23 protein-coding genes and 3 pseudogenes are annotated in these 24,180 nt (G+C 59.8%); 15 read left to right on the top strand and 11 right to left on the bottom strand.

Annotation, left to right across the window (positions count from 1 at the left end):
- Window positions 1-61: 61 nt before the first annotated feature.
- The 3 genes from glnP to B0G76_RS19175 all read left to right on the top strand — a co-directional run bounded on the left by glnP (window position 62) and on the right by B0G76_RS19175 (window position 2,793).
- A complete protein-coding gene (gene glnP / locus B0G76_RS19185) occupies window positions 62-718 on the top strand; it encodes a glutamine ABC transporter permease GlnP (RefSeq protein WP_120293975.1) in 657 nt (218 codons plus the stop codon).
- On the top strand, window positions 715-1,443 hold the full coding sequence (glnQ, locus tag B0G76_RS19180; RefSeq protein WP_183082093.1) for a glutamine ABC transporter ATP-binding protein GlnQ: 729 nt from the start codon (window positions 715-717) through the stop codon (window positions 1,441-1,443). The genes glnP and glnQ overlap by 4 nt, the downstream gene beginning before the upstream one ends.
- A gap of 117 nt (window positions 1,444-1,560) precedes the next feature.
- Window positions 1,561-2,793: an FAD-binding oxidoreductase gene (locus tag B0G76_RS19175; protein ID WP_120296545.1), complete on the top strand. Its 1,233-nt coding sequence runs from the start codon at window positions 1,561-1,563 to the stop codon at window positions 2,791-2,793.
- Here B0G76_RS19175 and B0G76_RS19170 read toward each other — a convergent pair.
- Window positions 2,774-3,244, bottom strand: coding sequence for a universal stress protein (locus tag B0G76_RS19170; protein WP_120293973.1), 471 nt, complete (start codon window positions 3,242-3,244; stop codon window positions 2,774-2,776). The two genes, B0G76_RS19175 and B0G76_RS19170, sit on opposite strands and share 20 nt — an antisense overlap.
- A gap of 195 nt (window positions 3,245-3,439) precedes the next feature.
- Window positions 3,440-3,859: a hypothetical protein gene (locus B0G76_RS19165; protein WP_147394065.1), complete on the bottom strand. Its 420-nt coding sequence runs from the start codon at window positions 3,857-3,859 to the stop codon at window positions 3,440-3,442.
- A 622-nt stretch (window positions 3,860-4,481) separates the two neighbouring features.
- On the opposite strand from B0G76_RS19165, the gene B0G76_RS19160 reads away from it, so the two are divergent.
- The 4 genes from B0G76_RS19160 (at window position 4,482) to B0G76_RS19145 (ending at window position 7,494) form a co-directional block, all read left to right on the top strand.
- Window positions 4,482-5,135: a peroxiredoxin gene (locus B0G76_RS19160; RefSeq protein ID WP_120296543.1), complete on the top strand. Its 654-nt coding sequence runs from the start codon at window positions 4,482-4,484 to the stop codon at window positions 5,133-5,135.
- 68 nt (window positions 5,136-5,203) lie between these two features.
- Complete coding sequence (locus B0G76_RS19155) at window positions 5,204-6,274, top strand: rhodanese-like domain-containing protein (RefSeq protein ID WP_120296542.1); 1,071 nt, start codon at window positions 5,204-5,206, stop codon at window positions 6,272-6,274.
- Window positions 6,275-6,379: 105 nt separating this feature from the next.
- Window positions 6,380-6,964, top strand: a complete 585-nt coding sequence (locus B0G76_RS19150) for a helix-turn-helix domain-containing protein (RefSeq protein WP_120293971.1) — start codon at window positions 6,380-6,382, stop codon at window positions 6,962-6,964.
- Window positions 6,964-7,494, top strand: a complete 531-nt coding sequence (locus B0G76_RS19145) for a GNAT family N-acetyltransferase (RefSeq protein ID WP_120293970.1) — start codon at window positions 6,964-6,966, stop codon at window positions 7,492-7,494. The genes B0G76_RS19150 and B0G76_RS19145 overlap by 1 nt, the downstream gene beginning before the upstream one ends.
- A 7-nt stretch (window positions 7,495-7,501) precedes the next feature.
- Here the strand turns inward: B0G76_RS19145 and B0G76_RS19140 are convergent, their stop codons facing one another.
- Window positions 7,502-8,365 carry a LysR substrate-binding domain-containing protein gene (locus B0G76_RS19140; protein WP_183082092.1) on the bottom strand — a complete coding sequence of 288 codons (864 nt, stop codon included), beginning with the start codon at window positions 8,363-8,365 and terminating at the stop codon, window positions 7,502-7,504.
- Between the two features lie 82 nt (window positions 8,366-8,447).
- On the opposite strand from B0G76_RS19140, the gene B0G76_RS19135 reads away from it, so the two are divergent.
- Complete coding sequence (locus B0G76_RS19135; protein ID WP_120293969.1) at window positions 8,448-9,299, top strand: alpha/beta fold hydrolase; 852 nt, start codon at window positions 8,448-8,450, stop codon at window positions 9,297-9,299.
- 49 nt (window positions 9,300-9,348) lie between these two features.
- Here the strand turns inward: B0G76_RS19135 and B0G76_RS19130 are convergent, their stop codons facing one another.
- Complete coding sequence (locus B0G76_RS19130; protein ID WP_120293968.1) at window positions 9,349-10,932, bottom strand: MFS transporter; 1,584 nt, start codon at window positions 10,930-10,932, stop codon at window positions 9,349-9,351.
- A 166-nt stretch (window positions 10,933-11,098) separates the two neighbouring features.
- Here B0G76_RS19130 and B0G76_RS19125 point away from each other — a divergent pair, with 166 nt between their 5' ends.
- Entirely contained in the window at window positions 11,099-12,001 is a 903-nt protein-coding gene (locus B0G76_RS19125) for a LysR family transcriptional regulator (protein WP_120293967.1), read from the top strand.
- A 44-nt stretch (window positions 12,002-12,045) separates the two neighbouring features.
- Entirely contained in the window at window positions 12,046-12,408 is a 363-nt protein-coding gene (locus B0G76_RS44845) for a hypothetical protein (RefSeq protein WP_120293966.1), read from the top strand.
- Here B0G76_RS44845 and B0G76_RS19115 read toward each other — a convergent pair.
- The 4 genes and pseudogenes from B0G76_RS19115 to B0G76_RS19100 form a co-directional block, all read right to left on the bottom strand.
- Window positions 12,387-12,701, bottom strand: a pseudogene (locus B0G76_RS19115) (transposase); the annotation flags it as partial. The gene B0G76_RS44845 and the pseudogene B0G76_RS19115 sit on opposite strands and share 22 nt — an antisense overlap.
- A 234-nt stretch (window positions 12,702-12,935) precedes the next feature.
- Window positions 12,936-13,874, bottom strand: a complete 939-nt coding sequence (locus tag B0G76_RS19110; protein WP_120293965.1) for a LysR family transcriptional regulator — start codon at window positions 13,872-13,874, stop codon at window positions 12,936-12,938.
- Window positions 13,875-14,152: 278 nt separating this feature from the next.
- Window positions 14,153-15,287, bottom strand: a pseudogene (locus tag B0G76_RS19105) (ISAs1 family transposase).
- A 300-nt stretch (window positions 15,288-15,587) separates the two neighbouring features.
- Window positions 15,588-16,637, bottom strand: coding sequence for a methyltransferase (locus B0G76_RS19100; RefSeq protein WP_183082091.1), 1,050 nt, complete (start codon window positions 16,635-16,637; stop codon window positions 15,588-15,590).
- 591 nt (window positions 16,638-17,228) lie between these two features.
- Between B0G76_RS19100 and B0G76_RS19090 the strand changes: the two genes are divergently transcribed.
- On the top strand, window positions 17,229-18,185 hold the full coding sequence (locus tag B0G76_RS19090; RefSeq protein WP_120293963.1) for an AraC family transcriptional regulator: 957 nt from the start codon (window positions 17,229-17,231) through the stop codon (window positions 18,183-18,185).
- Between the two features lie 302 nt (window positions 18,186-18,487).
- Here B0G76_RS19090 and B0G76_RS19085 read toward each other — a convergent pair whose 3' ends face one another.
- Together B0G76_RS19085 and B0G76_RS19080 are read right to left on the bottom strand one after the other, a co-directional pair.
- Window positions 18,488-18,754 (bottom strand): hypothetical protein, encoded by a 267-nt coding sequence (locus tag B0G76_RS19085; protein WP_120293962.1) that lies wholly within the window; start codon window positions 18,752-18,754, stop codon window positions 18,488-18,490.
- Window positions 18,755-18,806: 52 nt separating this feature from the next.
- Window positions 18,807-19,055, bottom strand: coding sequence for a hypothetical protein (locus B0G76_RS19080; RefSeq protein WP_120296536.1), 249 nt, complete (start codon window positions 19,053-19,055; stop codon window positions 18,807-18,809).
- 212 nt (window positions 19,056-19,267) lie between these two features.
- Between B0G76_RS19080 and B0G76_RS19075 the strand changes: the two genes are divergently transcribed.
- From B0G76_RS19075 to B0G76_RS19065, 3 genes and pseudogenes are all read left to right on the top strand, one after another.
- A complete protein-coding gene (locus B0G76_RS19075) occupies window positions 19,268-19,471 on the top strand; it encodes a hypothetical protein (RefSeq protein ID WP_120293961.1) in 204 nt (67 codons plus the stop codon).
- A gap of 863 nt (window positions 19,472-20,334) precedes the next feature.
- Complete coding sequence (locus B0G76_RS19070) at window positions 20,335-21,531, top strand: IS4 family transposase (protein WP_120293067.1); 1,197 nt, start codon at window positions 20,335-20,337, stop codon at window positions 21,529-21,531.
- A gap of 377 nt (window positions 21,532-21,908) precedes the next feature.
- Window positions 21,909-22,309: pseudogene (locus tag B0G76_RS19065) on the top strand (IS21 family transposase); the annotation flags it as partial.
- A gap of 155 nt (window positions 22,310-22,464) precedes the next feature.
- Here the strand turns inward: B0G76_RS19065 and B0G76_RS19060 are convergent.
- Window positions 22,465-23,376, bottom strand: a complete 912-nt coding sequence (locus tag B0G76_RS19060; protein WP_120293960.1) for a LysR family transcriptional regulator — start codon at window positions 23,374-23,376, stop codon at window positions 22,465-22,467.
- Between the two features lie 124 nt (window positions 23,377-23,500).
- Between B0G76_RS19060 and B0G76_RS19055 the strand changes: the two genes are divergently transcribed.
- Window positions 23,501-24,100, top strand: coding sequence for a hypothetical protein (locus tag B0G76_RS19055; RefSeq protein WP_120293959.1), 600 nt, complete (start codon window positions 23,501-23,503; stop codon window positions 24,098-24,100).
- Window positions 24,101-24,180 lie beyond the last annotated feature (80 nt).

The raw sequence follows: 24,180 nt of genomic DNA, 5'->3' as shown, positions 1-24,180 counted from the left end.
TCACAAGCGGGACGCGCAGCGACGTTCGCTGCGCGAGAGACGACTCAACCAGGAGCGGTGTGTGGAATTCGATTGGGCAGTTATCTGGACTGCACTTCCAGACTTGATGGCCGGCGTGAAACTGACGGTGTTCATCGCGTTCGTGGGGCTGGTAGGCGGGTTCATTGTCGGTGTCATCGCCGGCATGTTCCGCGCGTACGGCCCGCTCGCGTTGAACGTCATTGCGCAGGTCTACATTGAACTCATTCGCGGCACGCCGATTGTGGTTCAGGTGATGTTCCTTTACTTCGCGCTGCCGCTGCTTGCGCACATCCGGATCGACGGGCTCACCGCCGCCATTATCGCGATCACCGTGAACTCGGGCGCCTACCTTGCCGAGGTCGTGCGCGGGGCCTTGCTTTCCATTCCCAAGGGCTTGATGGAAGCCGGCCTCACCATGGGATTGTCGATGCCGCGCGTGCTGCTGAAAATCGTCGGGCCGCTCGCGTTCCGTCGGCTGATTCCGCCCTTGGGCAATCAGTGCATTGTGAGTCTGAAGGATACGTCGCTGTTCATCGTTATCGGCGTAGGCGAATTGACACGCCAGGGCCAGGAAGCCATTGCCGGAAATTTTCGGGCGGTTGAAATCTGGTCTGCCGTCGCGGTGATTTATCTGGTCCTGACAGGTGTGATGACGCTGTCGTTGCGTCTGGTTGAAAGAAGGATGCGCATACTATGAGCATGGTCGAATTCCAGAGCGTCTCGAAGAGCTTCGGCCACGTGCCCGTGCTCAAGGACATCGATCTTCGTATCGAAAGCGGCGAGGTGGTGGTGATCGTCGGGCCTTCGGGTTCGGGCAAATCGACCCTGCTTCGTTGCATCAATGCACTCGAAAAAATCAGCGGCGGCGAATTGCTCGTCGACGGATTGAGCGTCAAGGGAAATACCGCGGACATCCGCGGCATTCGCCTCGAAGCCGGCATGGTGTTTCAGCAGTTCAATCTGTTTCCCCAAATGACCGCGCTCGAGAACGTCATGTTCGGGCCGATTCAGGTACGCGGCGCAACGCGCGCCGAAGCGCGCGACCAGGCCATGGCGCTGCTCGACAAAGTCGGTCTCGAATCGCGGGCCAATCACTATCCGTCAGAGCTGTCCGGCGGACAACAACAGCGTGTTGCGATCGCGCGCGCACTCGCGATCAAGCCGAAGCTGATGCTTTTCGACGAGCCCACCTCGGCGCTCGATCCCGAGCTTCGTCACGAAGTTCTCAAGGTCATGCAGGACCTCGCGACGGAAGGCATGACGATGATCGTCGTCACGCATGAGATCGGTTTTGCGAAGCGGGTGGGGACGCGCCTGCTGTTCATGGACAACGGCGGAATTGCGGAAGACGGCAAACCGGCCGTGCTGATCGACAACCCGCCCACGCAGCGCCTGAGGGACTTTTTGAAGCACGTGGGATAGCTGAACGCATGCTGTGGATGCTGCCGTTAGCTTGCGAACCCGTCGTTGCTGCGTGACAATTGCCGCGCAGTAACGACACTCGCAGCCTAACCGGTACCCACTGAGTTCATGACCACAATAAAATTCGATACCGTCGTGCTCGGTGCGGGCATTGTCGGCGTGTGCGTGGCGGTGCATCTTCAGAAACGCGGCCGCCAGGTCGCGCTGATCGACCGCAAGCAACCCGGCAACGAAACATCCTTCGGTAACGCCGGGCTGATCCAGCGCGAAGGCGTGTATCCCTATGCCTTTCCACGCGACCTCGGCACCTTGCTTCGGTACGCGCGCAATCAGTCACCGGACGTTCGCTACCATGCCGATGCCATCCTCAAGACGGCCCCCTTCCTGTGGCAATACTGGCGCAATTCTCATCCGGCAAAGCACGCCGCTATCGCCAGGTCGTACTCGACGTTAATCGAACATTGCGTGGACGAACACCGCGCGCTGGCTGCGGATGCCGGTGCAAGCGCGTTGTTGCGCCACACCGGCTGGATCAAGGTGTTTCGCAGCAAGGCAGCGCAGGACGCAGAACTCCAGCACGCCGAACAGTGGCATCGGGAATATGGCGTCGAGTTCGAATCGCTGGATGCGGGCCGCCTGCAACAGAAAGAGCCCGATCTCGACAGGACCTTGTTAGGTGGCCTGCGCTATACGGCATCCGATTCCGTGAACGATCCCAACGCGCTCGTCACCGCTTACGCGAAGTATTTTGAAGCGCTGGGCGGCCGATTCTTCATCGGCGATGCGGACTCGCTTCGCGAGGGTTGGACCGTCGACACGCAAGACGGAACGATCACCGCTTCATCGGCGGTAGTCGCATTGGGTCCGTGGTCGGACCGCGCCAGCACGCGACTCGGCTACCGGTTGCCGCTGGCCGTCAAACGCGGCTACCACATGCACTATGCGCCTCAGGCAGCGGCCCGTCTGAATCACCCGGTTCTGGACGTCGAGAACGGCTACCTGCTGGCGCCTATGGCGAAAGGCATCCGCTTGACCACGGGGGCGGAAATCGCGCACTGCGATGCGCCCAAAACGCCCACGCAACTCGCCGCGGTCGAACCGATTGCGCGCACGCTGTTTCCTTTGGGCGAGCGTCTCGACAATGAAGCCTGGATGGGGCGGCGCCCCTGCACGCCCGACATGATGCCGATCATCGGCCCGGCGCGAAATCATAAAGACCTGTGGTTCGCGTTCGGCCATGCACACCACGGGCTCACGCTAGGCCCCGTCACGGGCCGGCTGATCGCCGAGATGATGACCGGTGAGGAGACGCTAGTGGACACGCGGCCGTTCAGGGTGGAGCGGTTTTAGCGCCCGGCGCCGGCTCCCGGACGACGAGGATCGGGATCTGACAATGCGTCAAAACCTTCTGAGTCTCGCTGCCGAGCAAAAACGCCCGCATGCCGCTTCGACCGTGGGACGCCATCACAATGAGATCGCAGTGCTGTTCTGCCGCCACGCCGATAATCGCCTCATAGGCATGGGCGCGACTGACGGCAACCGTGTTGCACTCGACACCGGCTTGCGCAGCCGCTTTCTTTATAACCTCGAGGTAGTCATCCGCACGTTGTCGCGCGGACTGAATGATTCGCTCCTCGTTGTCCGCGATCATCTCCGTGCCATAGGCGAGCATATGAAACTCCGGGATGACATGGAGCCCCGTGACTTTGGCTCCGTTCTCCACGGCGAGCTTGACCGTCATCTGAATGGCGGCTGCGGAACGCGCCGAGCCGTCAGTCGGCACCAGCAGATGCTTGAACATACCTTCCTCCCCCGCGACTCGACCGGTTCGCGTTGAATACCTGCCCGGCGCCTCTATCACCGGAGCCCGGTGAATCTGAATCAGAGGCGGCCTCTTTGAGTATAGTCACCCGGGCGCGGCGCTGGGAGCCGCATCGCAGAGGAACGATAGCGCGGGCGTGCCGCACGCCAGATCGACCAAGGCGAAGGACGAAGCTTATTTGAAAGGGGCTTTTGCTGGTTCGGCTGCATATTTGTCGCGGATCGCGTTCACGCAGTGGGTGAAGCGCGTGCGGAAAGCGACGGGATCGGTGCTCGGCGGCGTGAGTCCGTTCGAAGTAACGTTCCACCCGTTGGACGTACGGGTGACGTCGAGATCGAACGGGATGCCCGGTTCGCCCTCGAGAATCACCGTCACGCGCTCCTCGTTGCCCGCGGAGCGGATGATCGCCTGGCATCCCTGGCGCAGCCCGCCCTGGACATGAGCACCGCCGCCCGGGGCGACGTTATCCGGGGCGGCGCCGTACATCCGTAGGGTTTCGAATTGCGGCGGCGTCCCGGCGCTGACGAATGCGACGTCGGCGTCCGCCATTCCGTCGCTGCAGCCGGTTATCAGGCTGGAAATCGCAGCCAGCATGATGCCGGCGGAAGCGCGTCTGAGACGCGACGTGTGGTGGCGTAGCATGGTGGGTCCCGTAGTGGCTATGTTTTTATTGGCATTGTGCAGAGGCCGGAGTTCTCGAACGAAAAAGATGAGCGCGTCCCGATACCACACTGTTCATTGCGGCAGTAAGGATATCCGATAGATATGTCAAGAATCTAGCCGCCGATATCGAATCGCCGGACGCCGTCAAAATAATTCCACGCTGGTTGCAGTGCAGCGAACAGCCAGGGTTGAAGCGGAAATCCGGGTTCGGGCATGACGCAACGTGCGCGTTCTTTTTCTTCGGAGTGCCAGCAAACGCGCCGCCACGACTGCGGATTCACCCTACGCTCTCCCTACAGCGACAGTCTTTTTTGTTCTACGCTATAGGGGCGACTTGCAGCACGTCCGGGTGCCTGTTCCGCATCGCGGCTATTGGGGAAAGCTTCTGAATTTGCTGCACCCGCAGATGGTCCTCCAGCGTGATACGGTGCAACCAGCCGGAGGGTGATCTCAAGTCAGATCAATCGCCTGACTAACTACCCAGGCAGCCTGGAGGACGTCGCTCCGAGCGCAGCACGGGTACCCCGGTGCACCCAACCAATGGAGACTGATGATGTCGATTCGACTAGGAGAAGACGCTCCCGATTTCACCGCCGAAACCACCGAGGGGACGATCCGCTTTCACGAATGGATTGGCGACCATTGGGTGATCCTGTTTTCGCATCCCAAGGATTTCACCCCTGTTTGCACGACGGAACTCGGCTACCTGGCAGGACTCAAGCCGGAATTCGATAAGCGCAACACAAAAATTATCGGGCTCAGTATCGACCCCGTCAGCGACCACAACGAGTGGGTCAAGGATATCGCGGAGACGCAGGGTCACGAGGTCAGCTACCCGCTGATCGGCGACGCGGACCTGACGGTCGCGAAGCTTTATGACATGATTCATCCGGAAGCAGGCGGCGGCCCGCGCACGGCGGTAGACAACGCAACCGTACGCTCGGTGTTTCTCATTGGACCGGACAAGAAAGTCAAAGCCATGCTCGTCTATCCGATGAGTGCCGGCCGCAATTTCGACGAAGTGCTGCGGCTGCTCGACGCGCTCCAGCTCAACGCGAAACACGCGGTGGCGACGCCGGTGAACTGGAAGCCGGGTGACGACGTGATCATTCCAACCTCCGTTTCCAACGATGCCGCGATGCAAAAATATCCGCAGGGTTTCAAAACCGTGAAACCGTACCTGCGGTACGTTGAGCAACCGAAGTAAGGCTTGGCGGCGCTCCATGGGCCGCCATTTTTAAGCGCCCGCACAAGCGGGCGCGGAGCGAAATCGTGTTGACCTTCCGGCAGCTATTCGATCAGCAGTCTTCAACCTACACGTATCTTCTTGCGGATAGCACCACGCGAGAAGCTGTGTTGATCGATCCGGTATTTGAACAGGTGCGCCGGGATACCGCCCTGATCGAAGAGCTTGGATTGCATCTGCTGTACACGATCGACACCCACGTCCACGCCGATCACGTGACCGGGGCATGGATGCTGAATCGCCGTACAGGTAGCCGGATTGCCATATCGGCTGCGAGCGGCGCCGAAGGCGCGGACCGCTATCTGAACCATGGAGACAGGATCGAGTTCGGCACGCGATACCTGGTGGTCCGTGCAACGCCGGGTCATACCGACGGCTGCATCACGCTCGTGCTCGACAACGAGACCATGGCGTTTACCGGCGATTGCCTGTTGATCAGGGGCACTGGCCGCACGGATTTCCAGCGTGGTGACGCGCGCGCCATGTATCGCGCGGTCCACAACCACATTTTCACGCTGCCCGCCGCGTGCCTGCTTTATCCGGCTCACGACTATCGCGGTTTGACGGTGACCAGTGTGGGCGAGGAACGGCGCTTCAATCCGCGCCTTGGCGGTGAACTGTGCGAAGACGACTTCATCGGTTACATGACGAACCTGCATCTGGCGCATCCGAAGCAGATCGACGTCGCGGTGCCTGCGAACCTGAAATGCGGCCTGTCGGCGAGCGTCCCGGCGCAGATGACGGAACCCGATTGGGCGCCGCTGACGTGCAGCTTTGCGGGCATCTGGGAAATCAACGCCCAGTGGCTCGAAGAAAATCTGCCTGCCGTCGAGATCCTCGACGTCCGCGAGCCCGACGAGTTCGACGGACCGCTGGGGCGCATCCCCGCGGCCACGCTTATTTCGTTGGGCGAGCTGGCAACGCGCGCCGCCGAACTTTCGAAGGAGCGCCCGATCGTGACGGTCTGCCGGGCTGGCGGGCGGTCGGCACAGGCCACGATCATGCTGCGGCAGGCCGGATTCGAGCGGGTTGCCAACCTTGCCGGCGGCATGCTCCGCTGGCGCGCGGAAGGCCGCGTGGTCGAAAATGCCAGCATGTAGCGGGTCGCTTTACCCCCGTGAGACATGAACCTCACCGCCTACCCGCGGTAACACCGCGAATCTCCATGCCATTGTAATGGACGAAAAATCCACTATACTGGATCGATGGATATCGACGCCCTCATTGCCAAACGTGTCCGTGACCTGCGCAAGGTTCGCGGCTACACGCTCGACGAGCTAGCTGACTCGAGCGGAGTAAGCCGCTCCATGATTTCGCTGATCGAGCGTCAGGAGACCAGCCCGACGGCCGTCGTGCTCAACAAGCTGGCTGATGCGCTGGGCGTCACGTTGGCCGCGTTGCTTTCGGGTGAGCCCCAAAGCGTGCAGGAACAGCCGCTCGCGCGACTGTCGGACCAACAGGTCTGGAAAGATCCCGCCTCCGGCTACGTTCGCCGGCATGTGTCACCGAGTGGCTTCGCGTCGCCGCTCGAACTGGTTGAGGTGATCTTCCCGCCGGGCGAAAGCGTCGCCTTCGAGAATGTGGTGCGCAACGTGGTAACGCATCAGCAGGTCTGGGTGCTCGAAGGCGAAATGGAAGTCATCGTCGGTGAAACGGCATGGCAACTCGACACCGGCGACTGCCTTGCCATGGTGCTCGACCAGCGCATTGTTTTTCTAAACTCAAGCCGCAAGCAGGCCCGCTATGCAGTGGCGCTGACAACATTCCCATCTAATTCAAGGAGAACCTGATGAGCGAACACGCCATCGTCCACTGTACTTTCGAGCGCCACGCCGATGCGATCCTCGACATCTTCAACGAGGCGATTCTGAATTCAACCGCGCTCTACGACTACAAGCCTCGGACCGCGCAGAACATGACAGCCTGGTTCGACGCGAAACGGACGGGCGGTTTTCCGGTGATCGGCGTCGAGGACAGCGCTGGAACGCTGCTTGCCTTCGGAAGCTATGGCACGTTCCGGGCGTGGCCGGCCTACAAGTACACGGTGGAACACTTGGTGTACGTGCATAAGGACTGTCGTGGTCAAGGGCTTGGCCGGGTGGTGATGCAGGAACTCATTGCGTCGGCTCGACAGAACGACGTTCACGCGATGATGGGCGGCATTGACGCGACGAACGCCGGGAGCATCGTGTTGCATGAACGACTTGGCTTCAAGCACGTGGGTACGCTACCTGAAGTCGGTTTCAAGTTCGGTCGCTGGCTGGATCTGGCTTTCTATCAGTTGTTGCTGGATACGCCCGCTCATCCGATTGACGGCTAGGCCGCGGCTAGCGTCTCAACTCGGCAAGAATCTTTTCCGCGAGAAAATCGCACGGAGGCCGCTTTGAGCCCGTACTTCGCGCGAGCACCATTTCGAGTGGCGCGATCTCGGGCAAACCTTGCGCCGGTCCAAGCAGCGCGAAGTGCTTCGGGACCGCACATCGCGCAAGCGGCACGATGGCAAGTCCCGCTTCGGCCATCGACAAGAGGCCGAGCAGGCTCGGACTTTCATACGACGTTCGGTAGGTGATCTTCGCGCGCTCGAGGCTGCGAATTGCGTTCTCCCTCGCCACGCTGCCCGGTAAGAAGACGGCGATCGGCAGCGGCCTTTCCTGCCATATTTCGTGCGCACTCGGTACCGCGGCCCAGTCCATCGGTTCGAACCGGATGAACTCGCCGGACAAGCCTTTGACTCGCGTCGCGCAGACCAGATCCACGGATCCATCTTTCACCATCGGCGCGAGCGCGACGCTCGGCAAACCCACGACCTGAATCTCGACCTTCGGATAGGTCGCGGAAAATTTCTTGAGAATCGGCGGCAGCAGCGACGAGGCGTAATCGTCCGGCACGCCGATGCTCACGCGCCCGGTCACGTCCGGCCGAACCACCGCCGCCCATGCCTCGTCGCGCAAGGCCAGCATGCGGCGAGCGTAAGTCAGCAGGACCTCGCCGTCCTGGGTCGGGACGACGCTTCTCGGCTTGCGAACGAAAAGCAGCTTGCCGAGCGCGGCCTCGAGCGTCTTGATCTGCATGCTCACCGCCGATTGCGAACGATGCACCACCTCCGCCGCCCGGCTGATGTTGCCGGTGTCGGCGACGGCGACGATCATGGTCATGACATCGATGTCGAGAGCTTTCAATTGGCTTGGCATCAGAAAAATAGATAGATTCGATCAATATTACGCGATTTTCTTGGGTATCGACATCGGGCATAGTGCCGGCAAAGGAGCCCCAATGAACGCCCGTACCGACCTCTCAGTGCTTGCCGTACCCGAACTGTCGTTTGCGACCATCGCATCGGGCATCTGCGTGCCCTACGTCGAGTGCGGAGAAGGCGAACCGCTGGTATTCGTGCACGGCTCGCTTTGCGACTATCGCTACTGGAGCGCACAGACCGCGGCGCTGTCGCGGCATTTCCGCTGCATCTCGGTGAGTCTCAGCCACTACTGGCCGGCAGGCGAAGCTTGTATCCAGAGCGAGTTCGGCTGGCAGACGCATGTCGCCGAGCTGGCCGAATTCATCGAGGCGATCGACCTTGGGCCGGTGCATCTGGTCGGGCATTCGCGCGGCGGCTGCGTGGCGTTTCATGTCGCACGCGACTATCCGCGGCTCGTGAAATCGCTGACGCTGGCGGACCCGGGCGGTCCGCTGCAGATCGAAGGGACGCCGGACGCTTCGCTGCCGGCCGCAGCCAATGTGCTGCGCGCACGCGTCGCTGAACTCATTGAGAGCCACCAGATCGACGCGGGACTGGAGCTGTTCGTCGACTCGGTGAGCGTGCCTGGATCATGGCGCAAGAGTCCGGTCGCGTTCCGCACCATGGCCATCGACAACGCAGGCACGCTGCCCAAGCAGTTCCGCGATCCGTTGCCCGCCTATTCCCACGAAAGCGCACGCGATGTGAAATGCAGGACGCTGTTGATCGAGGGACAACGGAGCCCTCGCATGTTTCGCAACAACGTCGAAAAGCTCACGGAGTGGATCGACAATGCGGAAAGTCAAACCATCGCCGGAGCATCACACGGCATGAATGTCTCCAACGCCGGCGCTTTTAACCGGCTTGTGCAGGCCTTCGTCAGTTTCTAATCGATCCAGCCCGGCATTGACCGGCGGTTCATTCTGATCAGACCACGCATCAAGCGTGTTCTCGATCGCTTGTCGTCACGCGCTCACGAAGCTCACGAAGCCCATGTTTCGCCGACGCATCGTCGTCGGCGTGAGTGTGGCCAAGCATCACGAACACCGTGATCGCGCATAGCAGCGTAACGACGATCAATCCCCCGAGCAAAAGACCGAACGCGTCGGCATAGATGTGCTGCAGTGTTGCGCGGGCGACGTCGGGGAGGAGCGCCGATGCACGATCGAGATCGCCAGCAGCAAGCCGCGCCGCGGCTTCGGACACTTCGGCTGGTATCGCATGAGGTTTCAGGGTCGATAGCACGCGTGCCTGCGTCAGCACGGCCAGAATTGCGCTGACTGTCGCGAGTGCAATGCATTCGCCTGCCACGCGCGTGGTACTGAAGATACCCGTCGCCATGCCCGCACGCTCCTTCGGTACTACGCTCACCGACAGGCCGTCCATCAATCCCCACGGCATCCCGGCACCAACACCGATTGTGAGCAATGGTGCAATCACCGCATGGCTCGTGCCGTCGGCCAAACCAGCGATCAGCCAGTACAGACCGGCCGCAGCGATCAACAGGCCGATACCCGAGATGACACCGGCGGAGATCCAGCGCGTTAGCATCGCGGCGGCGAGCGGCACGACGAGCATCGGTGCGGACAGAGCGAGCATCAGCAAGCCAGCGTCGATCTCGCTGTAGCCGTCGACACCGACGAAACGCAGCGGCAACACGACGAGCAGCACGATGTAGCAGTAGCAGGTCGCGATCGGCAGCACTTGCACACCGACAAAACGCGGATAGCGGAACAAAGAGAGATCGAGCATTGGCCGCGCGACTCGCGTTTCGATGACCCAGAACGCGGCGGCCAGCAGTACCGCACCCAACAGGAATCCGACGACGAGCGGACTCGACCAGCCGCTCTCCGAGGACTGGATCACACCGAACGTGAAGCACGACAATGCGCCCGTGAACGTTGCTATGCCCGCCCAGTCGATGCACTGCGCGTCCGGGTCGCGCGATTCACGCATCTGCGGCACGCCGAACAGCAGCGCCAGGACACCCACTACCGCACCCGTCGCGAAGATCGCTCGCCAACCGAAGTGCTCGATCATGAAACCGGCCAGCACCGGGCCGAATGCAAGGCCAAGCCCGAAGGTCGTGCCGAGCAGACTGAATGCCCGGGTGCGCCCGCGGCCATCGAACTCCTGCGCGAGTGCCGCAGTCCCGCCAGCCAGCGCGGCCGCGGCGGCAACACCCTGAATGGCGCGCAGCAAATCGACAATCAGGATCGACGGTGCAAAGCCGAGCAATAGCGAGACCAGCGTGAATCCGCTTACGCCGATCGCAAATAAGCGCTTGCGTCCAAAGCGGTCCGCGAGTGCCCCCGCCGCCATCAGCAGGCTGCCAAAGGTCAGCATGAACGCGTTCGTGATCCAGTTCATCTCGACTGGGCCACCGGCGAGTTCCCGCCCGATCGCCGGCGTGGCCAACGCGCCAGCCGAAAAACTGAGCGGCAACGCGAGCGCGGCAAGACAAACGGCCGTGAGAATCGCGACTGGCCGTCCGAATGAACCCGGAGAAAAGATGTTGCTCATCGACGCTCCCCAAAGGAAGCCGGTCTGTGCAAAGCCTCATGGATGTGCACGCCCGGCAGAGCGATCAACGATAATTCGGATTCAATCGAATAAAAACAAGGTGGAATTCCGTTGATAACGGAGTTAAATTCCTGAATTGAATCGGTTTTACGCGCATCGGAGCGAGATGGACAACCTCAACGGAATCGTTGCATTTGTGCGCACGGCGGAAACGCTGAGCTTCGTTGCCGCGGGCCAGAAGCTCGGTATCTCGGCGTCGGCGGTTGGCAAGACGATTGCAAAGCTGGAGCAATCGCTCGGCGTGCGGCTCTTTCACCGCACCACACGAAAGGTCACGCTCACCGATGAGGGACGTCATTTCTACGATCGCTGTCACCGGATACTGGAAGATCTGCGCGATGCCGAGGCCGTGCTGTCGGAGGCTGCGCAAACGCCTCGCGGCAGGCTGCGCGTCAGCCTGCCCGCGATCGGCTATCGATTCCTGTTGCCCGTGCTGCCGGAATTCACGCGCCGCTATCCCGATGTCGAACTTGATCTGGATTTCAACGACCGGCTCGTGGACGTCGTGGAAGGCGGTTTCGACGCGGTCATCCGCAGCGGCGCGCTGACGGATTCGAGTTTGATGTCACGCCGTCTCGGCGCATTCTGCTTCCTGTTGTGCGCGTCGCCCGGTTATCTCGCGCAAGCCGGCATGCCCCACACGCTGCGCGACCTGGAAGTGCATGCGTGCGTGCGCTACCGTTTTCCAACAACGGGCAAGCTCCAGCCGTGGGAACTGTTGGCGGATGGCAGTGAGCCTGCGAACCTGCGGACGTCGATAACCTGCAACAACATGGAAGCGCTGCGCGAGGCTGTCATAGCGGACTTTGGCATTGGGTACATGCCGGATTTTCTGGTTCGCGACGCGCTCGCGACGGGCACGCTCACGACGTTGCTCGACGGGCACCGGATCGCCCCTGGACAGTTCTCGATCCTATGGCCATCGAGTCGGCAGTTGTCGCCGAAGCTTAGGGTGTTCGTCGATTTCACGTGTGCGAAGCTGTTTAGTTTTTCAGCGAAAACAAAATAAAGAAGATTGCCAGAATTACTCAAGATTTAATCTGGCGTGCCGACATGAATGTTAGGCCTGACGTTATTGGCGTTCGGGACTCTTTCCCTAAACACAAGATCAATAGGAAAAGACTTTTCGCCCTCGCTTTCCTGCTTGGCGCTGTGCCGGCATTCGCCGCAGCACCCAAATGCCAGACCCAAACAATTGGGCAACACACCTCGAAGATTTGTATCAATGAGGTGCCGTTCCAGCACGACTACTACACGCTGTCCGTCGACAATGCCTTGATTCTCTCGGTGCCGGACGACTACATCGAAAATGTCTCCCTCACACACACGATTCCTGAAGACGCAGCCGAGCTAACGTCAAGAGTGGTGTATGGGCAACTTGAAGACAGGTGCTTTCAGGCGGCGAGTTTCTGCTGAACCGGTTGATCGTCTTGCACCGGTTCGCCGTCCTTGAAGGCTATGCCCTCCAGCAACAGCTTGATCTGTTCAGGACCGTTGATACGGCGCCAGGTTTTCTCGGCTTCCTCGATCAGCTTGAATGCCAGACCCAGGAAGGTCGCTCGCGACACACAGTTGCGCGTACGCGTGGTGCGGTGGCGCACGGTCGCGAACGTCGACTCGATCGCGTTCGTCGTGCGCAGATGCTGCCAGTGTTCCGCCGGGTAATCGTAAAAAGCCAACAAGCTTTCCCGGTCCTTCTTCAACGTTTCGGTGAGGACGCTTTCTGATCCGGAAACACAATGCCTTAACCTTGCTCCATTCGCCAGTTGCAATCAAGAAAACGGTGATGCAAGGCATCATGAGAACCATCCGCCAGCCAAATATCAACTCGCCCGTAAGCGGGTGCAGCAACGTAGAGTAATAATACAAACCCGCAAAGAGGCTTGTGGCTGTGATGGACAAAGCTACACCTTTCAACACGTCGTTCTCCTATTTAAGGCTCGTCATCGCAGGGGGAAATCCCACGGTGCTCCGTGCCTGAATCGGCCTTCGATCCAGCTTTTGAAGGCAGACACCGGTGCCGCTTCATACTTGGCGGAAGGCCGGACAAAAGATATGTCTCCCGCTGAATCCAATTCCCAATCCGGCAGTACGCGGACCAGTCGTCCTTGCGATATGTCCTGATTCATAAGCCACTCCCCCGCGCCGACAATTCCCGTTCCCGAAACGGCGGCTGCTAGCAATGTATCGCTATCGTTAGTCGTTAAACTTCCGTCGACAGGACAGGTGTATCGCTCCTCTCCACGAACCACCTTCCATTCCGGGAATGATGTGAATCCGCTAAAGCGAAGGCAATTGTGATTTATCAAATCGGCCGGTCCTGCGGGGTGGCCTCGCCTTTTGACATAGGACGGTGCAGCGCCCAGAATCCGGCGATGCGTGCTTAGTTTTCTTGCTACCAGTCGGCTGTCTGCAAGCTCACCGATACGTATAGCTGCGTCGAACCCTTCGCGTATCAGATCCACAAATCGTTCATCAAACTCGGCAACCACTTTTACTGCCGGATACGTCTCCATAAACTCTGGCAGTATCGGTGCAATCCATCGACGCCCCATCGAAGCAGGGAGCGCCAGTCTCAAAATACCTCGGACGTCGGCAGATTCGCTTGCTGCCTGCCGCTCTGCATCACTGATCATCGCCATTGCCATTTGCAGACGCGACGCCATATCTAGTCCAACCTGGGTCAAACGAACATGTCGCGTCGATCGCTCCATCAATCGGACGCCAAGACGTGCTTCCATTGCGGCTATCCGTTTCGAAAGCACGGTCGGGTGGCGGTTCAAAAGCTGCCCGGCTGCAACGAAGCTGCCTTGCTTTGCCACCGCAAGGAAGGCTGCGATTTCGTCAGAGTGACGGTTATCGAAAATATTGGCGTATTCCATTGGTCCGTCCGAAAGGTTGAACAAGATCGATTGCGCTGATTTCGTGATCGACGCGTCCGACCGTCTCCCGATGACCTTTCGTTGCGTCAAATTATGGGAAAGTCGGACTCGTGCATCAAGCGGGACGCGTGCAGTTAATTGCTGCACATGATGCAGCAGTTACGCAGCGAATAGCAGGGAAGCCTGGAGACTTGCGGGGTCACACCGCAGGGTATGTCAGCTAACACTTCGAAACCGGCCGTAGGATAACTGGCGCCCGGCGTCCCAGGGCAATCGCATCAGGAGACCTGCATTCCAAGCACTCGAGCCCGATAGTGTTCATCGAATCCGGCCTTGAGCCGCGTGTTCTTTATGCCGACCTTGGTGGCTTTGTCAGCGCGCAGTAGATTCGACACGATGCGGCGCAGGATCGCGAAGTTTTGTGCTGCATTGTCCACCCGGGCGCGGCATTGATCCTCGCCGAACGCGACATCGAGCACCCAATGCATGCTGTTTTCGATGGCCCAGTGAGCGCGCACCGTCTCGTTGATCCGTTTCGGGTCAGCGGGCAGGCTGTTGATGTAGTACCGCCGCTCCAGCGAAACGCGGCCGTCGATCTCGCGGGTGGCCTCAACCATCCCCACCGAACGCAGGCCGGCCCATTTACCGTCCTCATCCAGCCAGTCAATCATGTCGGTCGCAACGCACCGGCGCGTCTCGATTCTTCCGTGCACTTTCCTGCCTGTCTGACAGTGCTCAACGAAGCGCACGCTGCGCAGAGGCTGTGTGCGCTGTGCATCGAACAGCTGCACGATTGCTTCATGCAAGGCAGGCTGATTGCCTTTGACCGCAAGCACATAGTCGGCACCTCCAGCCACAATCTTCGCCGCGATCTCCCGCTGGCAACCCATCGCGTCGATCGTCACGATCGCACCCTTGAGCAGCAAGGCATCCAGCAACACCGGGATCGCGGTGATCTCGTTGCTTTGGGCGGCAGTCCTGACCTGAGCCAAGGTCGCCCCTAACGCGCCGCAATAGGCCGATACCAGATGGATCGCGCTACGCCCCATGCCGTGCGAGCGCCGTACTGTCTTGCCGTCAATTGGCCACCACCAGGCCCGCGACGGCAGGACAGATACCGCTTACCCACCGCACAAAGCAGGCCTCGAACTGCCGCGCATCAAGCGCTGCGAATACGCGTCCGAACGTGTCGTGCGAGGCAATCCCGTTGCGCAGCGGCAAGTACCGGCGCAGCCACTCCAGTTGTCCGTGCCCCCACAAAGCGATCCCCACCCAGCCGTCGGCGCCCGACAGGATCGCCGCCAGTGCAACCACCAGCATTTCCGTCAGATCATGCTCCGGGGTGCGTACACGCGGGTCCTTCAGGTCCCCAAACGCGTCCTGCAAACTCAACGGCTCGTATTCGTCGTCCACACCACTCCCGGCTCCTGGCAAAACCAGGAGCTAACGCTTCTTCGCAGCAGCTTACAACCCCCATTCGTAACCCATTGTGGGTAAACAATTTTTCATGCGATTGCCCTGCCCGGCGTCCCTGATTGGCCGGCACTACGCGTTCGCACATACCGTCGGAAAGCTGCCATTGAGAATTCCAGCGTCCTCACAGCGGCACGTTTATCGAACTGGCGCTATCGGCCAGTTGCGGTCAATCGGCACGGCATCGTAGATCGTTGTCAATCTATGACCAGTCACCAAACTAGTGCACCGGCTGGCCGACTATCGAATCCCGATGATCATCGAATCCGGCCCGAGTAGTGGTTCGACCCGAATCTCCCTGAAGCCGACGTCGGCCATCCATTCACGGCACTGAGCACCCGTATAGTCAAAGCCCCCGGGCGTCTCGATTAGCATATTGAGGCTCATCAGCAAGCCGAACGCATTCTGTCTGCGCTCATCGTCAATAATGGCGTCGTAGACGATCAGGCAGCCGCCCGGAGGCAGCGCCTCATAACATTTGGCGAGCAGTTCGCGCTTCTGCTCGAGATTCCAGTCGTGAAGAATGTGGCCCATCACGAGCACGTCGGCCGACGGGCAGGCTTCCTTAAAGAAATCGCCCGGATGGAAACGAAAGCGCTCCTTTAACCCGTGTTCCGCGACATACTTGTCAAATAAAGGTCCGACTGCCGGCAAATCGAAGCCGCCACCCGTGAGATGCGGATGCGCGCTTGCAACCTCTACGACTAAAGCGCCTTGCGCCGCACCAATGTCGATGAACGAACCGTAGTCTTGCCAAGGAAATTTCTGCGCAAGCGCTTTAGCGGCGCCGAGGCTGATCCCAGTCATCGATTCCAGAAAAACACGCAGTGTTCGTTCGTTCCGATAGATCGCATCAAACGGGTTGCCGCCCTGCTTCGCCTCGTTCTGCGGCAGTCCGCTGCGCAGCGCTTCGGTAAGCGATCCCCAGAACGGATATAGTCGGTCGTTAGCCATTTGCAGTATTCCCCCGATATATCCCGATTGCGTTCTATCGAGAAATAGTCCTGTCTCGCACGTGTTCCGATAGAGACCGTTTTCTCGCTCCAGCACCTGCAACGAAACCAAAGCATCGAGAAAGTCCAAAGCCGATCTCGGATGCAATCCCAACTCGTCAGTCAACTGCTCACCGTTGCGAGGCCCTTTCCCGAGGTGCGTAAATACACCGAGCTCGACCGCGGACAGCAACGCTTTAGAGCCCCAAAATCCCATGCCCAGTTGCATGAGATTAGCGGGCGAATAGGCTGCCCCGTCTATGTCGTCAGACACTCTTGTGCCGGATTGATATTCCATTGACTCATTTCCTTTGGCGAACGCGATAATGGGGTTGCGGTTTGTACTGCACGACTACATTCACAGAACACCTTGTCGTTAGACTTTATTCCCGCGCCCCAATCCAGGCAGACAAATTGCCCGAACAGCGCACGGCCCATTTCCGCTGAATCCCGCGGCTAAACTGGCGAGCACCGCGCCGCCCTGAATGTCCGGTCTCGGCGATCTCGAATGACTGAAACGGGTCGACTACGGAAGCCCAGCGTAGGCCCGCCGCCGCACCTTGCTGCGCCGACCTCGTACTTCCGGGTACGGCCGCTTTCGGCCGGTCGGGACAGGTGGGTAGATCGTTGGCAATCCGTCGACGCGTTCTCTTCCTATGCCCGCTCATCTGCGAAGTGCTCTCAGCGGGAGGTTGAGACGCCTGGTCGCGAAACCATCCGGCCAGCTCCGAGGGAAAGGTCTCCGTAACGGGTGGAGCGAGGCGCGCGTATCCCTCACGCTTTTCTAGCCATGGAACCCGGTCCATGATCATAATCATGGACCGGGGGGCGATCGATATATTCGCGACGTTCATCCGCCGGGTCTCGTGCCATCCCATCGGGAGGGAAGATGGAAACTTCCACATCGTCGAGTGTCTTTCGGTGGACAACCAGCGACGTAGAGGCGTCTAGCCGGTTCGACTTTTACGCAGACGTCGTGTCGAACGCAATCACGCCTCTGGTGCTCTCGGGTCGACGCCCGGGCGAGTTCGAGTCGAATATGGAACTCGCCGAAGCCGGCCCCTTGACAATTATCCGGCAGACCGGCACGCCTCACATCGCGAGCCGGGATCCACGTGCTGACGATCGCAGTGGCGAACACACGTTACATCTGATGATTAATCTTTGTTCGCCCTGGAACACGAGCCACCGCGAACAGATCCGGCTACTGCCCGGTGAAGCGCTGATCGTCGATTCGCAACTTGACTTCATGCTTGATTTGACCAGTCGTTATGAGGTCGTCCACGTAAAACTTTCGCCCGAATGGCTTAAATGTTGGGTACCGTCATCGGGGCGATTGATCGGCCGACGGATCTCCGTGACTTCTGGCTGGGGACGGGCACTGGTCGCGTTTGTGGCACAACTTTCGCCACAATTGATTGTCGATTCGCCACTTCCGGTGTCCGTCCTCGCCGATCAGCTTGGCGCCTTGCTGGCGCTCGTGGCGAGCGAGGAAACTCCGAGGCCAGCGACAAGACCGGAGCGCGACTTGAGTGCCCGGATCAGAGACTGCATCGCGGGGCGCTGCGGTGAAGCCGGCCTGACGGCGCCAGACATTGCAAAAGCATTGAATATCTCGGTGAGGACTCTCCACCGCGCGCTGACAGCCTCCAACGAAACGTACGGTGGGCTTTTAATGGCATCGCGTGCTGCCGTTGCCATGCGGATGCTTAAGTCACCGTTGCTCCGTCAAGTCACGATCGCGGAAATCGGTGGGCGAGCGGGTTTCGGCAACGCGTCGCATTTTTCACGCGTGTTTCACCGGCACTACGGGCGGCTACCGTCGCAAGTCCGGAGCGAGGTGTAGGCATCGCGTGTCAAGCTTACTTGTCGCTATGACCTCGTACCTTCAAGCGGCAAGCAACGTTTCCCCCCGCTGGCAGACCGCCGCCATCGATCCGTTATGAGCCATTCTTTGTTCGCGACACTGTGTCGAACGGCCGTTGCTGGCAAATCTGAAGGGCTCTCGTGGGTCGGGTTATGCCCTTTGCATGAGATGCGCGCCCGACACGATCGCCGCACTCGGTCTGCATGCCTTAGCGGACGTTCGCAGTCGCGCGCCGCGCACCCGGTGTCGCAATATGCGACGCGGCGAAGCGTCAGTCGTCGTCAGAGATCAACGGTCGAAAGCGTTATCCGTTCGCCAGTGCCGGGCAACGCTTTTTGCTCTACGACCTGCAAAAGCCGACGTTTGCCAAGCTCGAAGGCAAGCATCAATTGTTTCGGGGACTCGTTTGCAGCACCGAGTTTTTCACAAACCGTTTCAGCAGGGAGCGCAAAGGCGCAATATCCCCAACCAAAGCCATAGGCCGAAAACCAGAGTGTCGAGTCGACGGTAAGGAGCGGTGCAGTAAGGTTGGTATGGTGCTGGTCCATGGCTGTCACTTCCTGACCGATAGGGATGGATGTTGATTTTCGCATAGCGGACTTACAAGAGTCCTTCTCCCGCGGTCCGGGCGAGTCGCTCGCGGTTTCGCCTGTCCACCAGGTTGACCAGCGCTTGCCCCCCGTCCATGCGGGCGGGGTCCTCGACCGGGAAGGTGCTCTCACTGAAAGCAACAAGCTTGAATCCGCTCCCTCTTGCACGCGGGACGGCGATGCCCCAATGCCAGCCTCCGGCTTGCTCGAAGACATGCAGTACGGGGGCGGTTGACGTGTAAGCCTGAGAAGTTGTCATGGCGCATTCTCCTGTCATGTCGCGACCGTCGGAGCACGATTGCAGATGCTCTGCCTTTAGACTACCGCTATTCTGCTGCGCTGCAATATGTCGTTCGTGGTCAAAATGTCACAAATCATGAGGCGTCACAATTTTGAAATGATTCGCCTCGAGTCGAGATGTGCGAACATGAGTTGACGAGCTATTGATCTGACATGATTCACGGGGGCTCCATGGCTAACCATTCGCGCATCTGGGCAGCGGTGCCACACAACAGTGACGGCGTCGTCTTTCAGATTCGTATTGTCGACCGCCTTCAGCGTTTCCACGTATCGCGCCGCGTGCTTGAGGAGGTCTTCGACCTCGAATCCGCTGCTTCGGACGCAAGACAGCTCGAACACTTCTATTTGGGCTCTTTCAAAAAATGGAGTGGGTAGGAATTTGCACACTTTTTAAGCACTTCGAGGTGCGTGGGCGACAATGCCCCACCCCTAACCCCGCCCCAAGGCGGGGAAGTCCTCGCCGCTGGACGGGCTCGGGGGCAGGCGCAGCAAGACTTCGCCAGCCCCAAGCCCTCTAGCTTGTTTGGGAAAGCGAGCGCGTCAATGGTTCGCTTCGCCGGACGTCCCGTCCGCCATTGACCCACTCATTTTCCCGTCCGACAACCCGCGTTACCCACTCGAAATTCGAGAGAGGCTCTATTTGCATCTGAATCACATGCTGGCTCACGCTGGCACGAAGCGTTCAACTGCCAGTTCCGGCACGATTCCGCTTCAGGCAATCGATTTCACCTCAACGAGCAAGGAGCAACGCGGGTCAAATCAACATGTAGCGGCACGAAGCGCAGCCTGAGCGACGGCATTGGATAGGGGGTATCAGTCGTACTTCTGCTGTCCCCATGTTTCGGAAGATCACCGCCTCGGCTTGTGTCCGACCCGCCCTTCGGCGAATCCACGGAAGTGTAGATTGCCAATCGCGCTCGCCCAGGCGTTGACCCAGCAAGTAGCGCGAGCAATTTCAGCCGCCGAATCGGCGCGGATAAGACGGGCCGTTGCGACACGCAGGCGAGCGATCGCGTATTCCCTCCGTGCACATTGCCGACGAGGAACAGGTGTGTCTTCACGCATCGCCGACCAGTAAAAGGAAGCGAAAGAAACGTAGGGAGATGGAACGCGGTTAGCTTTTGATGGTGCCGCAACAATAGTCGAGGGGCAGCGCACGCGTCTAGGTGCAATACTGTTAACAAGCTCAAATTTGTGTTAACTTTCAAGCCTCTGAACCAACAAGAAGAGCTTGAAGGATGGCAAGAACGGAAGCAACGCTGCCAGGCGGGGCGCGGCTCGCGGACTATCTGGCGGTGGGGTATCTGGCGCTGAACTGCTCCCTGGGACAGGTCAAGGAGGCGCTCACGAAGTGCGGCGTGCAGACGCGCGTGCGCCGCGACATGCCGCGTGAAGTGCTGGTGTATTTCGTGATGGCGATGTGCCTGTATCCGCGCGTGGCCTATGAGGAAGTGTTTCGTCTGGTGATCGAGGGACTGCGGCGCATCTACGGCGACCAGGTACGCGACGCGCAGGTCAGCAAGGCGGCGATCTCGCAGGGTCGCGCACGCCTGGGATGGCAGGTGATGCGCGAGCTGTTCGCCCGGCAGGCGGCGCAACACCCACGAACCGCAGGCGGCGACTATGCGGGCTATCGGGTCATGAGCGTGGACGGCTCCACGCTGGATGTGCCCGATGAGAAGGCCAATGCGCAAGCGTTCGGATATGCGCAGGGAGGGCGCGGTGAGGCCGCGTATCCGCAGATTCGCTTCGTAGCGCTGGCCGAATGTGCGACGCACGCGCTGTGTGAGGTCCAGATGGGCGGGGTATGCGAGCACAGCGAACAGGCGCTCACACGCCAGCTGTTTCCGGCATTCTCGGACGACATGCTGGTGCTGGCCGATCGCCTGTTCTATGGCTATGACATGTGGCGCGACGCGGTGGCCACCGGAGCGAAGCTGCTGTGGCGCGTGAAGTCGAATTTGCGGCTGCCGTGCGAAGTGCCGCTGGCAGATGGTTCGTACCTGAGCACTGTCTATGCCAGTGACACCGACAGGCGACACCAGTGCAACGGCATGCAGGTGCGGGTCATCGAGTATTGCCTGGAAGGTGTGCCTGATGCCGAGCCGCAGTATCGCCTGATCACCAATCTGCTGGACGCAGCGGTGGCGCCTGCCATAGAACTCGCGGCGCTGTACCACCGGCGCTGGAAAATAGAAGAGATGTTTGACGAGATCAAGACACATCTGTGCGACGGCAAGAAGGTGCTGCGTAGCAAGACGCCTGATCTGGTCCGTCAGGAGTTCTATGCGTTAATGCTTACCCACGCGGCGATCCGTCGACTGATGTATGAGGCTGCCCAGGACAGCGGGCAGCACCCGGAAGACTTATCGTTCGTTCATGCCGTACGCGTGTTGAACCGACGCCTGCCCGAGGCGGCGGCCGTTCCCCCCTGAGCAGTGGCAAAGTTGGAGGCTCAGCTTACTGCGGGAAATCGCCAGTGGGCGTGCCGTGCAAAGCCGCGGCAAGCGTAATCCCCGCGGCGTGAAGCGAAAGATGTCGAACTTCCGGATACGCCGACGATCGGAGCCGCTGAATCAGCGAATTTCACCGAAAGCGGTCATCAAGTGAACAGTATTGCGTCTAGGTGGGGCTTTCGCGAAGAGCGATGACGGCCTGACTTCGGTCGTTCGGTCCCAAGTGCGCTGAAAGTCCGCTCGGGGTCGGCTCACGCCTTTTGCATCGCGCGCGGCGGAGGCGAGCGTCGCGCTCGTTCCTGGGACGCTGATTGGCCACTTTGAGCCATTCGACATAACGATGTAGATCGTCGACAAAGCTTGTCTTCGCCACCAAAGGTCAGGTGATTGCCGAGCACGACCGGCGCATTAAGCGCAGTCACGACCCTGGCGAAACCATTTACGACTGGCGTCACTGCCTGGCAGTTCTGCAGCGCAAACCTGGAGCGCTTCGCAATGGCGCACCCTTCGCCGCGTTTCCAGCCAGTTCCGCAAGTTGCAGGTGTTTTTGAAGTGTCCCGGCGGGGACCGCGAGATGGTCGAGATTCTGGCGCTGGTCCTGCTGAACGACAAACAGATGGTGCTCGCAGCCGTCGAGCCGGCGTTCGAAGCCTGCGCCCCAAACAAGCAAACGGTGCTGAACATCCTGAGCCGGCTGATCGACAGCCCGCCTGTGCCGCCGCTGCAGACGCCGCAGGCCTTCCAAGCTGAAGGGTGAGCCTCGGCCAACGCGTGCCGCTACGGCCGTTTGAGGGGCCGGGAGGACACCTCACGCCGATTGATGAATGCAAGGTCGCTTCGAAGGCTCCGCATTTTCCGACGTCGCCCATTTTCGGTTACTTGAAAAGGCTCTTCAGGTTTCCGCAAAGCAAGTCAAGCTGCTGTGAATGCCGCGACTTCGCTTGTCAAGGCGTCGATCGCGCTGCGTACGCGTTGGGGCAGACGGGGCGTTGCCGGCCAGATCAAAGAGATGTTCGACACGATGGCGCCTGCGGCTGGGAGCACTTCCACGAGTTCACCGGCCCGAAGCCGGTCACGTACTAGCCAGTGCGCCAGCCAGGCCAAGCCAAAACCCGCTGCAACAGCATCAGAGATTGCTTCGATATCGTTGAGGTTAAGCTTTGCCGGCGGTGTGACGTAACAAGGCGAACCGCCCGTCCGTAGAAACGACCACGACTGAACCCGCCCGCGCCGACCATAAGCGATCGCTTGATGAGCCGCAAGATCGGCGAGCGTTTCCGGTGTGCCATTTTCCTCGAGGTAGCGAGGCGACGCGCACACCAGCATGCGCTCTGTAGCAATCTCGCGGGTCATCAGGCCGGCGCTTTGTCCAGGAGGTCCATTGCGCACGCAGAGATCGAATCCGTCGTCGACAAGATCGACCAGCCGGTCGCTGAAATGCATATCCAGTTCGAGTTTCGGATGCGCCGCGGAGAGTCGCAAGAGGATCGGCGCGACACATCGGCGGCCGAACAGCACGGGCATAGATACACGCAATCTGCCGCGAATCTCGGTGCGACCGGAGTCCATGAGATCCTGCCCGGCACGTAACTCGACGAGCGCGCGCTGGCAATACTCGTAAAACGATTGACCGTCTTCAGTGAGACTTTGCGCACGGGTGGTCCGATGAAAGAGCCGCCCGCCGACGCGCTCTTCAAGGCGCGAGACCGCCTTCCCCACAGCGGAGCGTGACAGATTCAGCCGACGCGCGGCATCGGAAAAACTGCCGGCTTCCACCACGGCGACAAAAGCGGGAATGTCATTGAATTCTTCGGTCACGATCATCCTCTTTGTATCGCTTGGAGCGCCAATATCGAGAAAATATATCCGCACTGTAGACTAAAAATCGACGATACGATAAGTGATCGACTCAGATCAGCGAGTTCAAACGTCACTTTGGAGAATTGACATGATCGATCGCCGGCATTTTCTGGGAGTCACGCTCGGCTGCTTTCTCGTCGCCAGGATGGCCGAGTCCAAGCCGGTCCCTGCATCAACCCGGTTAAACGAACTCGGCCCGGAGAATCAGACGCTCGTCGAGCGCACGGGTCTTTGGGACGTGACCGAGACGGTGTGGAGTTCGCCGTCGGCACCGCCTGAGACAACGACCGGACTGGTCGCCGAGCGTCGCTTGATTGGCTCGATGCTGCAGGAGTTCCTATATCCCGCCAACGATGGCGCGGCGATCCTGCGGATTGATTATCTGAGTTTCAATCGGGTTGAAGGCCGGTGGGATTATGTATCGATGGATACTCGCGCCGCAGTCGGCATCATGCCGGCATGGAGCTTCGCGCGAGGCGATGCGGACAATATCACCCTCACGTTCGAGCCATTCGCCTTGCCTGGCAACGGCGAAGCAGTCTCTGGCCAGATGTTGCGAATGGACGAGGTAATCAGTCATCAGGGACTTGACCGGGACAGGAAAGACCAGCATTTCATGATGGCGGACGGAACCGGGATGGCATGGCTCGCGCATCAGTATTCGTACACGCGTCGGGAGCGGCAATAGGTTGCTCGCCGGGTGGTCGGGTTCCGCCGATCGCCGACAGGCAGGGGCGGTAGAGTCGAGATGTGACGCGGTGGCGGTAG

This window comes from Paraburkholderia sp. BL23I1N1, assembly GCF_003610295.1.
GTDB lineage: Bacteria > Pseudomonadota > Gammaproteobacteria > Burkholderiales > Burkholderiaceae > Paraburkholderia.
Note: the sequence above shows the minus strand (reverse complement) of the source record. Positions and strands in the feature narration are given on the sequence as shown.

What these genes read in the sequence shown, in the direction of transcription:
- B0G76_RS19070 (WP_120293067.1), top strand. Translation starts at nt 20,335, where the DNA reads ATGGCAAGAACGGAAGCAACGCTGCCAGGCGGGGCGCGGCTCGCGGAC.
- B0G76_RS19160 (WP_120296543.1), top strand. Translation starts at nt 4,482, where the DNA reads ATGTCGATTCGACTAGGAGAAGACGCTCCCGATTTCACCGCCGAAACC.
- B0G76_RS19110 (WP_120293965.1), bottom strand. Translation starts at nt 13,874, where the DNA reads ATGGAATACGCCAATATTTTCGATAACCGTCACTCTGACGAAATCGCA.
- glnQ (WP_183082093.1), top strand. Translation starts at nt 715, where the DNA reads ATGAGCATGGTCGAATTCCAGAGCGTCTCGAAGAGCTTCGGCCACGTG.
- B0G76_RS19085 (WP_120293962.1), bottom strand. Translation starts at nt 18,754, where the DNA reads ATGGACCAGCACCATACCAACCTTACTGCACCGCTCCTTACCGTCGAC.
- B0G76_RS19075 (WP_120293961.1), top strand. Translation starts at nt 19,268, where the DNA reads ATGGCTAACCATTCGCGCATCTGGGCAGCGGTGCCACACAACAGTGAC.
- B0G76_RS19130 (WP_120293968.1), bottom strand. Translation starts at nt 10,932, where the DNA reads ATGAGCAACATCTTTTCTCCGGGTTCATTCGGACGGCCAGTCGCGATT.
- B0G76_RS19140 (WP_183082092.1), bottom strand. Translation starts at nt 8,365, where the DNA reads ATGCCAAGCCAATTGAAAGCTCTCGACATCGATGTCATGACCATGATC.
- B0G76_RS19135 (WP_120293969.1), top strand. Translation starts at nt 8,448, where the DNA reads ATGAACGCCCGTACCGACCTCTCAGTGCTTGCCGTACCCGAACTGTCG.
- B0G76_RS19145 (WP_120293970.1), top strand. Translation starts at nt 6,964, where the DNA reads ATGAGCGAACACGCCATCGTCCACTGTACTTTCGAGCGCCACGCCGAT.
- B0G76_RS19150 (WP_120293971.1), top strand. Translation starts at nt 6,380, where the DNA reads ATGGATATCGACGCCCTCATTGCCAAACGTGTCCGTGACCTGCGCAAG.
- B0G76_RS19100 (WP_183082091.1), bottom strand. Translation starts at nt 16,637, where the DNA reads ATGGAATATCAATCCGGCACAAGAGTGTCTGACGACATAGACGGGGCA.
- B0G76_RS19055 (WP_120293959.1), top strand. Translation starts at nt 23,501, where the DNA reads ATGATCGATCGCCGGCATTTTCTGGGAGTCACGCTCGGCTGCTTTCTC.
- B0G76_RS19060 (WP_120293960.1), bottom strand. Translation starts at nt 23,376, where the DNA reads ATGATCGTGACCGAAGAATTCAATGACATTCCCGCTTTTGTCGCCGTG.
- B0G76_RS19090 (WP_120293963.1), top strand. Translation starts at nt 17,229, where the DNA reads ATGGAAACTTCCACATCGTCGAGTGTCTTTCGGTGGACAACCAGCGAC.
- B0G76_RS19080 (WP_120296536.1), bottom strand. Translation starts at nt 19,055, where the DNA reads ATGACAACTTCTCAGGCTTACACGTCAACCGCCCCCGTACTGCATGTC.
- B0G76_RS19170 (WP_120293973.1), bottom strand. Translation starts at nt 3,244, where the DNA reads ATGTTCAAGCATCTGCTGGTGCCGACTGACGGCTCGGCGCGTTCCGCA.
- B0G76_RS19165 (WP_147394065.1), bottom strand. Translation starts at nt 3,859, where the DNA reads ATGCTGGCTGCGATTTCCAGCCTGATAACCGGCTGCAGCGACGGAATG.
- B0G76_RS44845 (WP_120293966.1), top strand. Translation starts at nt 12,046, where the DNA reads ATGAATGTTAGGCCTGACGTTATTGGCGTTCGGGACTCTTTCCCTAAA.
- B0G76_RS19125 (WP_120293967.1), top strand. Translation starts at nt 11,099, where the DNA reads ATGGACAACCTCAACGGAATCGTTGCATTTGTGCGCACGGCGGAAACG.